The 11,278-nt window shown below is 53.5% G+C and carries 8 protein-coding genes and 1 pseudogene; 1 reads left to right on the top strand and 8 read right to left on the bottom strand.

The features are described from left to right. On the top strand, positions 1 to 586 hold a 586-nt coding region (locus AXW79_RS00465), incomplete at its 5' end, for a DNA replication terminus site-binding protein (RefSeq protein ID WP_162271523.1). A 173-nt stretch (positions 587 to 759) separates the two neighbouring features. Here AXW79_RS00465 and AXW79_RS00470 read toward each other — a convergent pair. The 8 genes and pseudogenes from AXW79_RS00470 to AXW79_RS23140 all read right to left on the bottom strand — a co-directional run. Then, positions 760 to 4,602, bottom strand: a complete 3,843-nt coding sequence (locus AXW79_RS00470) for a DEAD/DEAH box helicase (protein WP_011898541.1) — start codon at positions 4,600 to 4,602, stop codon at positions 760 to 762. A 224-nt stretch (positions 4,603 to 4,826) separates the two neighbouring features. Then, positions 4,827 to 5,480 carry a YceH family protein gene (locus tag AXW79_RS00475; protein WP_005319007.1) on the bottom strand — a complete coding sequence of 218 codons (654 nt, stop codon included), beginning with the start codon at positions 5,478 to 5,480 and terminating at the stop codon, positions 4,827 to 4,829. A gap of 154 nt (positions 5,481 to 5,634) precedes the next feature. Continuing rightward, positions 5,635 to 7,335, bottom strand: coding sequence for a PglL family O-oligosaccharyltransferase (locus AXW79_RS00480; RefSeq protein ID WP_011898540.1), 1,701 nt, complete (start codon positions 7,333 to 7,335; stop codon positions 5,635 to 5,637). A 17-nt stretch (positions 7,336 to 7,352) separates the two neighbouring features. Continuing rightward, positions 7,353 to 8,111: an exopolysaccharide biosynthesis polyprenyl glycosylphosphotransferase gene (locus AXW79_RS00485; RefSeq protein WP_073531809.1), complete on the bottom strand. Its 759-nt coding sequence runs from the start codon at positions 8,109 to 8,111 to the stop codon at positions 7,353 to 7,355. Beyond that, positions 8,098 to 8,634, bottom strand: coding sequence for a hypothetical protein (locus AXW79_RS22620; protein WP_129712425.1), 537 nt, complete (start codon positions 8,632 to 8,634; stop codon positions 8,098 to 8,100). Before AXW79_RS22620 ends, AXW79_RS00485 begins: the two co-directional genes overlap by 14 nt. Before the next feature lie 239 nt (positions 8,635 to 8,873). Further along, on the bottom strand, positions 8,874 to 9,794 hold the full coding sequence (locus AXW79_RS21840) for a glycosyltransferase family 4 protein (protein ID WP_005319014.1): 921 nt from the start codon (positions 9,792 to 9,794) through the stop codon (positions 8,874 to 8,876). After that, the gene (locus tag AXW79_RS00490) at positions 9,791 to 10,885 is read right to left on the bottom strand and encodes a glycosyltransferase (protein WP_005319017.1); all 1,095 of its coding nucleotides are present in this window, start codon (positions 10,883 to 10,885) and stop codon (positions 9,791 to 9,793) included. The genes AXW79_RS21840 and AXW79_RS00490 overlap by 4 nt, the downstream gene beginning before the upstream one ends. A gap of 1 nt (position 10,886) precedes the next feature. Continuing rightward, positions 10,887 to 11,278 (bottom strand): annotated as a pseudogene (locus tag AXW79_RS23140) (glycosyltransferase family 2 protein); the annotation flags it as partial.

Raw genomic sequence — 11,278 nt, forward strand, 5'->3', positions numbered from 1 at the left:
GATCGGCCGGAATATGCACGAGGAGATCAACGCCCGCAAACTCGCTTTCAAGGGGCTGGTGCAACAGGCAGGTGGGCGGGATGAGAAATTCGAGCTGGTACACAGGGCCCTGCCCGGGGTGATTACCTTGCAGGTCTACCGCAAGCTGACCCAGCTGGAGGGTGAGTTGCATTCCCTCGGCTTTACCTGGGCCGACAAACAAAGCATCAACCGCCTCAGCCGGGAGCAGGTGCTGGAGATGCTGGAGCGCAGCCGCCGCTATATTCCAGCGCTCTCCAACAATGAGGAGTGGAGCAAGATGGTGGATCAGGAGGTCTATGACCTTCGCCGCCTGCCTGCCGATGCCGAGCTCAGGATCCGGCGACCGGTCAAGACCCATCCTATGATCAACTTGCTCTGGCAGGACAGGGAGCCCCGCAAGCAGCAGCTCAAGGCGAGCCTGCCCTTGCTGCTCTGCTCAGACACCCAGCCCGGCGTCACCCACCTTGGCCACTACCCGCCCAAGCTGCGGCAGGCGCGGCGAGATCGCAAGATTGGCGGTGAGCCCATCATAGAACGGCTGCACCTCTACCTCTATCAGGGGTAGCCGCAAGCCGGCAGACTCCCCCTCTCCTGATGGTGCGGCAAGATGCCAATTCGCCGCTCTGCTGGCCTGGCTGAGCGGCCGCCTCTTTGACGGGATCTCCTTTGCAGACACAGACATAAACGAAGGGGGGATCGCCTGCTGGCGATCCCCCCTTGTACATGGCGTCAGCCTGATCAGCCCATCAGCAGGGCGCGCAGGCTCTCCACATCCAGCCCACGTACTTCGGACTGGCCGCTGAGCAGGCCATCAGCCAGCGCCCGCTTCTCATCGTGCAGGGCGACTATCTTCTCCTCCACCGTCTGCTCGCACACCAGCCGATAGACAGTCACCGGCTGGGTCTGCCCCATGCGATGGGCCCGATCGCTCGCCTGATCTTCTACAGCCGGGTTCCACCAGGGGTCCAGGTGCAGCACCGTATCGGCCTGGGTCAGGTTGAGACCTGTGCCCCCCGCCTTGAGGCTGATGAGGAACAGCGGCACCGGCTCGTGCCGGAAGCGCAGTATGGAATCCTGGCGGGACTTGGCGGAGCAGCCGCCATCCAGATAGCAGTAATCCCATTTCTTCTGTTCAATCCGCGCACGCAGCAGGCTCAGCAGATCGACGAACTGGCTGAACACCAGCACTCTATGACCGTTGCCGATGGCCTCGTCCAGCAGCGCCATCGCCTCGTCCAGCTTGCTGCTGGTCTGTGACCACTCGGGCATCACCAGCTCGGGGGAGCAGCAGAGCCGGCGCAGCCGGGTCAGGCCGCTCAACACGTGCATCAGGGCGCGGCCATCGGCACTTTGCACCTGCTGCACCACTTCGCGCCGGGTTGCCTCATACAACTGGCGCTCCTCGGGGGAGAGACTGATGTGATGAATGATCTCTGTCTTGTCCGGCAACTCGGTCAGCACCTGCTGCTTGAGACGACGCAAGATAAAGGGACTGATCACAGCCCGCAGCAGGGCCATGTGCTGGGGATCTTTTACTGCCTTGCCGAAGCGGCGCTTGAACTCGCCCAGACTGCCAAGCAGACCCGGGTTGATAAAGGTAAACAGGCTCCACAGTTCCCCCAGGTGGTTCTCGATAGGGGTGCCGGAGAGGGCAAGGCGAAAATCCCCTTCGAGCTGGAACAGCAGCTTGGCACGCTGGGTGCCGGCATTCTTGATCTGCTGCGCCTCGTCCAGCACCATACTGGACCAGCGGCGGGACTTGAGCGCCTCCGCCAGGCTGCCGAGCATGCCGTAGTTGATCAGGATCACCTGGCCGGCCCTGGCATCACGGATCACCCCTTCCCGCTCGGATGGGTTCTCGAATACCACCACCTCAAGTTCGGGGGCGAAACGTGCGACCTCTTCCTGCCAGTTGGTGACCACTGACTTTGGCACCACCACCAGCGCCGGGCCCAGGTGCTGGCGCATGCGCAGCACTATGAGCGCCTGCAGGGTCTTGCCCAGGCCCATGTCATCGGCCAGACAGGCGCCGAAGCCATGATGGGCCAGAGTCGCCAGCCACCGAACCCCGTCCTTCTGATAATCCCGCAGCGGGGTCAACAGTTCGGCGGGGCACTCCACCTCCTGCTGCCACTCCTGTTGCAGGGAGTGCCAGGCGTCATCCCCCTCAGTGGTGATGACGGAGAGCAGGCGGGTGAGCGGATAGGCCAGCTTGTTGTTGATGCGTTGCTCTTCATCCAGCATGGCGCCCAGCATGGTGAGCCGCTCCACCAGCTTGTCACTCAACATCAGGCTGGTCTTCTCGTCGAGCTGGACGGTGCGCTGACCTGGCGTCATCTGGCGCAGGATGAGACGCAAATCGAGGATCTGGTGCTCATCGAGGGCCAGTGCCCCCTCTACCTGGAACCAGTCCTGGCGCCGCTCGATACGCAGGCTCAGGGCCGCTTCATCCAGACTCTTGAGGCGGGCGCTGTCCTGGTGCCAGTGAATGACCACACCGGCATCCACCAGCTCGGGCAGGGCGTTGACCAGTGCCAGCGCCTGCTCCCCCTGAAGTAGCCACTCACTCCCTGGCAGGCCGATGGGTAGTGAATTACGCAGTTGCTGGGCCTGCCCCTTTTCGGCGACAAGATCCCGCTGCCAGTAGTGATAATCCTTGATCCCCTGGCGCACTATGGCCTCCCCCTTGCCAAGGGGAAGCGGCGGCAACTCACCCTGCCGAGTCACCAGCTTGACCGCCAGCTGGCCATCCTGCCAATCCAGCTGTACCGAGGGAATACCGGGCCAGGGGGCCAATTCGGCATTGCCTTGCAGACCTGCCACCTGGCTGTGCCAGGGCAGATCGGGGATGGCGTCCAGGGTGCGCTGCAATTCGCTTAAGCCCTCGGCGGGCAACAGGGGGATAGATTCCAGTGCAGGCAGACGATCGAGCAGCGCCTGCGGGGTGAGAATGAGCTGCCACAAATCCTGTGCCAGCGGCAGTATATGGGCACCGCGCGCCGCGGCGGACGGGCTCAGCAAGGCACTCATGCCCTGCTCGGTGGCGATAATCTGCAACAGTGGCGCACTGACGGCCAGTTGCAACTTCTGCCCCTTGGCATTGAACAGGCGCGGATGAGTGGCAAGGGGCGCCCAGGCCTCTCGTGGCAGCTGGCCCATGACCCTAGGCAGGGTGCGCACCAGCGCCCAGTCCTCTTCGTCAAGCAGAGCGGCATATTGAGTCGAGAGCAGCGCGGGATCGACCCGGCGACCGGCGGTCCACTCCCCTTTGGTGCTCTGCTTCTGGATCTTGCACTCAAGCTCGGGCCCTTCGGCATGCAGCAGCCACACCAGCCGCTCCTGCGCCTTGCGCACGCCGCTGGAACGCCCCAACCCCTGCAACCAATTGAGCCAGCTGGCCGAGGCGGGGGTCTTGTCGTCTTCGTCCTGGTCTGCGGATGCGTCATCCCCGTTGGCGGCTCGCAGTTGCTGCAGCGGTGCGCGCTGCGCCCCCTGCCCCAACAGGAGTCGCAGCAGATCCTGGCAAAAGGCCATCAGCCTGTGATGGGGTTGTGCCTCCAGCACATGGGAGAGATCCCACTTGTGCAGTATGGCAACCTGGGGGCTCTGCTCCCCGTGCCTGGCAAGGGCGCAGAGATCGAGCCAGAGGTAACCCCAGTGCAACTCTTCCAGCGGCAATTGAAGGGTGTCGAACAGACCGACCGCCTGACCATGACGATCACCGGCCCACTGACCCAGCAGATCCGCCAGCAACGGAAACTGATTACCCAGACTGCGTTGCCACTTCTTGCGCTGCTCGCTGGCGATCACGGGGTCAGCTTGTTGCAACCAACCGAGCCAGAGCAGAGCACTGAACATCAGTGGCCACTGCCCCTTGGTACCCTCTGCCTGCCACTGGCCCAAGGCACCGAGCAGCCGTTCGGCAAGGGGTTGCTCTCCCCCCTGCTCCGCCAACTGCTGCAAGGCGGGCCAGTGTGTGGTGACCTCGCCGGCAAGGTCGCCACAGAGCCACTGCCATTCGGCGGCGAACCCTTCGCTCACGCTTTTCAGCTCGGGGGCACAGGCGCTGGCAACCGGTGCGAGCGGCCACTGTGCCCCTGGCTCGGCATCGAGCAGGGTTTGCAGGGAGAAGTGCATCAACATCAGTTGCTGCCATTGCGGGCTGGAGCCCGGCAGCAGGCGATGGGCATCGGTCACGTCGAGCAGGCCAAGCAAATCGGCCGCAAGATAGTAGGTCGGCACCTGACCCACCTCACCAAGACAGAGCTCCCGTACCAGCGCCAGCGCCATCTCCTGGCCGGTGACCGAGGGCACCCGTGCCCAGTTAGGCATGGGGCAGGCTCCCGAACGTACCGCCAGGATCAACGCCAGGGTTCCCTCAGCCGTCAGACTCCACTGCTGCTCCCCGCGCAGGCGCACCAGTCCCTGCTGCTGCAACTGCTCCAACTTGTCGATCAACGCCCGCCCGAGCGGCATCTGCGCTTGCAGCTGTTCTTGCAAATAGCGGGTACTGGCGGTGCGCTGCAACTGCAGCTCACTGAGCAGGGCATAACAATCGAAAGAGAGGGTGAACGCAGACATCAAGACTCACGGGCAGGTGCAAAAGCGGAATTTTAACGGGAAAGCGGCGGCGGCTCGACCCTTAACCGCGAAATAACTCAAAAAAAGCCGACTGGCTCATATAAACCAAGGAGCACGGAGGATCACAAAGGATGGAAGAAGACATGCCAAGAGGGGAGAACCTCGGCGAAATGACAATAAAAAAGGCGCCGGAGCGCCTCTTTAGGGTGAAACGTGCCGAGATGTCAGCCCTCCAGTTGCGCCAGACGGGCTTCCAGAGCTTGCAACTGTAACTTGAGGGTTTCGACCTCTTCTTCCAGCACGCTCAACCTGTCCGCCGCCGGGGAGGCATAACTGCTGGCAGGGGATGCCTCGGCCAGCGCCTGCAGATCCACCTCACCGCTGAACAGATGGGCATAGCGGGATTCACGCTTGCCCGGTTCGCGGGGCAACTTGACCACATAAGGCCCCTGCTCAATCAGAGCGGCCAAGGCCGCATCCACCTGAGTAACATCATCGAAGCTGCACAAGCGGTTGGTGCGAGAGCGCAACTCACCCGGTGTCTGAGGACCGCGCAGCAGCAGCTCGCAGACGATACCGAGCTCCTGCTCGCTGAACTTGAGGGTGCCAAACTCGGTATTGCAGAAACGGTGCTGGTAACGGGGTACCCGGGCATTGAAACCGGCAGTGTTGACGACCAGACGCTTGCGGATCAGCTCATCCACAACAGCGCGGATATCCAGCTCGGAGAGCTCCAGCACAGGTTCACGGTTGCTCTTCTGGTTGCAGGCATTGACCAGGGCATTGAGGGAGAGGGGGTATTGATCCGGCGTGCAGATCTCTTTCTCTATCAGAGCGCCGATCACGCGGGCTTCCAATGGGCCTAGCACTAACTCCATTTCATACTCCCTTTCTAAAACAAGACGTTGAGGCCACTATCTTAGCCATGGCGCCTCTCCCGTCCAGCAAAGGCGCCTATTTTTGCGAAGCAGTAGTGCGGTTGGTGAAACATCGCGCAACCTTGCCGCCCTGCTTTGCACCTGCCGCTGGGCATCAGGAGGAGGGTTTACCCTCCAGCGCAGTGGCCACAGATTTGGCGGCCGAGCCAGTTAGCAAGGGATCACCCGGATAGAGCATCAGGGCTTGCGTTCGTAGCGCCTGCGCCTCTTCTTGTCGCCCAAGCGCACCGAGTGCGACCACCATATTTGCGTAAATATTGGCTCTGGGGGTATGGCGTACAAATGCCTGACCCCAGTCGAGATAGGCTTCCAGCTCCGCCTTGTTATCCGTCTGCAAGCCCACCATCAACCGCACCGAGTTCACATCAAACTCCACCCGGGTCAACCAAGCCATGGGGTTGACGACATCGAGCAACAGGGTTGGATTCTTGTAACCGCCGCGCTCGTACTTGGTCACCACCCAGGCGGTATGAATGGCAGTGAGCATGAAGGGCACAACCAGCACAGGGATGGCGATAGCCATGAAGCGCAACAGCAACCAGGGGCGATAGACATATTCACGCCAGCTGGCTGTCTGCATCCCCTCCTCCACTTCCGCATCCAGCACATGGATCAGCAGCAGCAGAGCCCACCACAGAGCGATGGCGTGATAGAGCGGATATTCGGTCTGGGTGTGCAGCAGTATGGGGGTCACCAGTGCCAGCAGCGCCGCCCCCTTGACCCAGCCCGCCCTGGCAAGCCGCCACAACAGAGCACCACCCATCAGCGCCATGCCGATCATGGGGGCCAATCCCCCTTCCACTGCCCAGTAGAGAAACTCGTTGTGGGGGTGATCGAGGTTATATTCAATCTGCACCATGGCCGGGTTCAGCGCCTTGTCGGCCATGTAGTGATGCAGGAAGGTGGTTTCAAAGCTACCATAGCCCCAACCGGCCAAGGGGGCTTCCGCAATCAGCTTGGCGGCATAGGGCCAGTATACGGAGCGCATGCCACCGGATTGGTACACCTCAAGCCCGCGCTTGACGCCGCTGATCCCGTATTGGGACGCCAACCCCAGGCCGACACCGAGCGCAACCAGGCCCAGAATACGGGCCAGTTGATGCTGACGATGCAACTGTGGCGCAAGCAGGAGCAGGGCCAGCAAGCCACCCAGTTGTCCTACCCGGGATTGCAACACCACCAGCAGCACGCTGGCCGCCAGGATCACCCCATAACGCAGCCCTCGTAGCCAGACATTGGCATTGCCGCGCAGCTCAAGCCAGATGGCGAGGGAAAGTCCGGTCGCCATAAAGGTCGCCATCACATTGGGCTGCTGAAAGATGCCATAAGGGCGATTGGCCCGAGTGTCATAACCGAGCCAGTTGCCTGGGGTCAGCAGGTAATACTGCACCAGCCCGAGCAAGGCCTCTATCGCTACCGCCCCCAACAACAGATAGAGCAACTGATCACGGGCCTGACGAGCCAGTTGCCATTGGTACAGACAAAACAGAAACAGCAGACCGGCAAACAACCCCAGCAGTCGTGGTATGGCATAGTCCTTGAGTTCAAAACCGGGATACGCCATGGGTAGCAACAACAGGAATCCACCAAGCCATAGCCAGGCCTGCAAAGACGAGAATATCAACCGCTGTTGCAGGGTGACCTGCCACAACCCCAGGCCGATGACGAGGCTGGCAAAGACCCAGCCCCAGGCATTGAATGGCAGATAGAGCCCGGCCCCGCCGGGGTTGTGCATGAAAAAATGCATGGCCAGTAGCCAATAAGCTAAAAACAAAATCCAAGATGTACCATTCATATATCAACCCCGGTAACTCAGCGAGCACCAAAACCTGTTGCCATGGTTTTAATTGTCTTAAATACAATTAATACATCAAGCCATACAGAGAAATTCTTAATGTAGTAAAGGTCGTATTCTACCTTTTTACGTGTGCTGTCTATATCTGCTGAGTAACCATACATGACCTGAGCCCATCCACTTATACCAGGACGGACCATATGACGATACATATAAAATGGAAGCTCATGTTGAAATTTCTCGACAAATACTCTTTGCTCTGGCCGAGGGCCAATTAGGCTCATATCCCCTTTTAATACGTTAAAAAACTGCGGCAACTCATCAATTCGATATCTTCGAATAAGTGCTCCCACCCGAGTTGTTCGACAATCACGTTCCTCAGCAAACTTAGCACCACCCAGTTCAGCATTTACATGCATACTACGAAATTTGTATATTATAAAATCCTTATTTCCTTGGTCTACCCTTTTTTGCAAAAAAAATATAGGGCCAGGGCTATCAATTTTTATAAGAGCTGCAGTAGCAAGCATTAATGGGAGCAGTAACGGCAACGCAACTATGATGGCTACCATATCAACAACCATTTTAATATAAAGATAATACAATGACGGGGTAATCGCACCCAAGTTACTTTGATGCAAAAAATCTAAACTAACTCTACCGGTTAAAGATTCATAAATTTGCTTGCTATCATAAATTGGGGTTTTTAATAATGCGCAGTTAGCTAAAACCCTTTGCCACTGATCTTGTAACTCAAGAGTGTTAAGATCCGCGATCTACAGCATCATAACAATAGTCAAAGAGAGTCAAATCATTAACAATATACCAGTCTATACCATCAATCTCACACAGAGACTTATAATTTCCAACAGGAATAATAGCGTATTTTCTTCTACCATACATGACACCCAACAGACAAATGAGCCAACACAATATCAAAACAAGTAAATAAGAACAAAGAATAACACTGCGACTATACTCAAAACGAGTTATCAATAATATTGCAAATAGCAACAAATATATAGTTGTAACCGTTTTAATCATGTATGGTAGCACCTGTGAACCAGGATAGATCATAAAGCGATCAAGAGAAAAACCTGCAATCATGCACGAAATAAAGATACCTAAAATGGTATTAACCCTGACCGAGTCAAAACTATACCAGAAACCCCACCCCCAAATTAAAAAAGCAGGTAACAAAGTAGCAATCAATGCGGCCAGAAAGAACATCATGGCATAATTAAATCGCCCGCGTACAAAAGAGTGACGGCTAAAGAATTGATGACTGTTGTTTCGCATTAATCTCTTCACTTTTTGTCTATTAATCCGAACTCACCAGAAAATTGGTGCTCAAGCATATCCAAGTAAATTTTTATTATTTTTTTTCATCGAAATTCGCAGCAATAAAAGTTCGCCCAGAATTCCCCATAGATATTCTCTGCTCTATATTCATATAGATGAATTTTATCATCGCACAAGTCAATGACTCGATACTTCTAGCCTCACATAATAGACCCGTTTCACCATGCCTAACTACATCACGACATCCAGGAACATCCAGGAACATCGGTAACAATTATCGGTTTTGCCATTGCGGCCGCCTCAATCATAGTGCGTGGTAATCCCTCTCTGTAAGAGGGTAGTACAACACAGTCACTTTTCATGATTACGGGTCTAACATCATGTGTGGTTCCAAGATACTCAAGTACACCCTCATTAATCCATACCTTCAACTGCTCGTAACCAATCGCACTGGGATTGTTAGCCTGAAAATCACCTAATAGTTTAAACTTTACATTAGGATAAACACTGCGAACATACTTGGCTGCTGCAACATATTCACCTACACCTTTATCCCATAATAGACGAGCGATAAGTAAGAAATGGATTGAATCATCTTCAGAAGGATTTATGACTGGATAGAAAAAATCAAGATCGACACCCTCACCAGGAAATATGCGAGCCTTTCTACTATCTATTATTCGCCGCGAAACGAATTCATTCCGATCATCTTCATTTAAAAAAATTATTAAACGCGGATATTTAAGAGCATATTTATAAAGCAACCTAACAATTTTTGGTATCAAACCATTATTTAATAACGCATAACCTAAGCCTGTTGTTATGGATATTGTTGGTAGATGACAGAGCCACGCAGCAAATGAACCATATATATTCGGCTTTACTGTATAATGGATAATTAAGTCGACATCAATCCTGCGGTACAATTTCACCAAGTCCCATGTCAACTTAAGATCTGCAAATGGATTTACGCCTTTGGCAGACAGCGTCAAGGGAATAAATGAACACCCTAAATCACAAAGCAAAAAGACTGTACCATCAGGTGGTGCAACAATGGTGATGCGATATCCACGCTGTAAAAGAGCAGATAATAGCCCCCCCCGAAAGTTCCACATTGACCAAGCAGTATTGGCCACCATACAAAGGTGTATACTCATAAGCAATCCTGGTATAAAGTTAACCAGTGCTGACTAATTACCTTAATCGAGTAATGGTTAATTACCCGTGAGCGAGCCTCCTGGGTTATCGCCTCCTTCTCAAGAGGTGAAAGTAAAAGAGCATGTTCTATTGCAGCGGATAACCGTATGCTATCTTGTGGCGGAACAAGCAAACCGGCAGTTCCAACCACCTCTTTCACCCCACCGCAATCGGTAGCTACCACTAGCAGCTCAGTAGCCATCGCCTCTGCTACGACTAAAGAAAATCCCTCCCAAGCAGATGACAATACAAATATATCTGCCGCACTCATCCATTTTTCTATATCATAGCGCAGCCCCAAGAAATGCACTCTCGCCATTAGACCTTGTGCTGCAACCATTGACATCAAATAAGCCTTATCCTCTCCTTCTCCAATAATAAACAGCTGAACATACGAATATTGAGAGGATAACCTAGCAAATGCTTTTAGTAAATTTTTATAGTCCTTTGCCGCAGTTAAGCGCCCGACAGCTAGCAATAAAATTGTATCCTCTTTTACTCCTAATTGAAATCGTAATTGCATTCGACTCACAATATTAAAAGAAAAGCGTCTAGTATCAATACCATTATACATAACCTGCATACGCCCTGCGGCTACAGCTCTTCGCTTAATGAATATGTCGACCGCCGCCTGACTTACATTCGTACTTAAATCACATAGTCGGTCCGTTAGCCGATAAGCAAGCATATACACTTCTCCCCCTTCATTGATACTATGAGCGGAGCAGATGAGCTTAGGAATAAATACCATCAATCTAACCAATCGAGTAAATAAATTTGCATGAACCATGTGGCTGTGTACCACATCCGGTTTATATTGCCGAAGCAATTTAACGGCTTCCCAATAAGAACTTACAAAACTCAGTGGATTTTTCCTCATTTTCAATAAAGCTATATCCACTCCGGCTGAATATGGGCGATTGACTATCTCACCAGTCATGACGATGAGTAATACTTTATGGCCGATTTTAATAAATTGATCTGCCAAATCACAAACTTGTCGTTCAGCCCCTCCCATGCCAAGACCTGTTATAACAATAGCAATTTTCATACTATTTTCTTAAAAAGCTGTAAATAATACATTGAAAACTCCTGATACACGCTTTAATCTTCCCTATCCATCTAACATCTCGGATGATTTGATCTCTATAAAAAACCCCAAAACCATGAGGGTTGCTTTTCAAATTTCTTTTGAAGTTATTGGTGTAACCATCTGGAAGATACTCGCATATATATATAATCTGATCTACATAAAAAATTATCTTTCCTACATCAGAAATTTTATTCCATACATATAACTCTGGTACAAAATTTTCATTTTTGAATTCTGGGAAAGGACATATCTTCATTACTTTTGTACGAAATAAGTAAGCTAAATCTCCTTTAAGGATATGCCCAGCCATCGTTGGATTCATCACCATTGTGTGAATCGCCCCTGGTTTTC

Origin of the sequence: Aeromonas salmonicida subsp. salmonicida (assembly GCF_001643305.1) — a bacterium.
Lineage (GTDB): Bacteria > Pseudomonadota > Gammaproteobacteria > Enterobacterales > Aeromonadaceae > Aeromonas > Aeromonas salmonicida.

Coding starts and splice junctions, on each gene's coding strand:
- AXW79_RS22620 (WP_129712425.1), bottom strand. CDS start 8,634: ATGCGAAACAACAGTCATCAATTCTTTAGCCGTCACTCTTTTGTACGC.
- AXW79_RS21840 (WP_005319014.1), bottom strand. CDS start 9,794: ATGAGTATACACCTTTGTATGGTGGCCAATACTGCTTGGTCAATGTGG.
- AXW79_RS00480 (WP_011898540.1), bottom strand. CDS start 7,335: ATGAATGGTACATCTTGGATTTTGTTTTTAGCTTATTGGCTACTGGCC.
- AXW79_RS00470 (WP_011898541.1), bottom strand. CDS start 4,602: ATGTCTGCGTTCACCCTCTCTTTCGATTGTTATGCCCTGCTCAGTGAG.
- AXW79_RS00490 (WP_005319017.1), bottom strand. CDS start 10,885: ATGAAAATTGCTATTGTTATAACAGGTCTTGGCATGGGAGGGGCTGAA.
- AXW79_RS00475 (WP_005319007.1), bottom strand. CDS start 5,480: ATGGAGTTAGTGCTAGGCCCATTGGAAGCCCGCGTGATCGGCGCTCTG.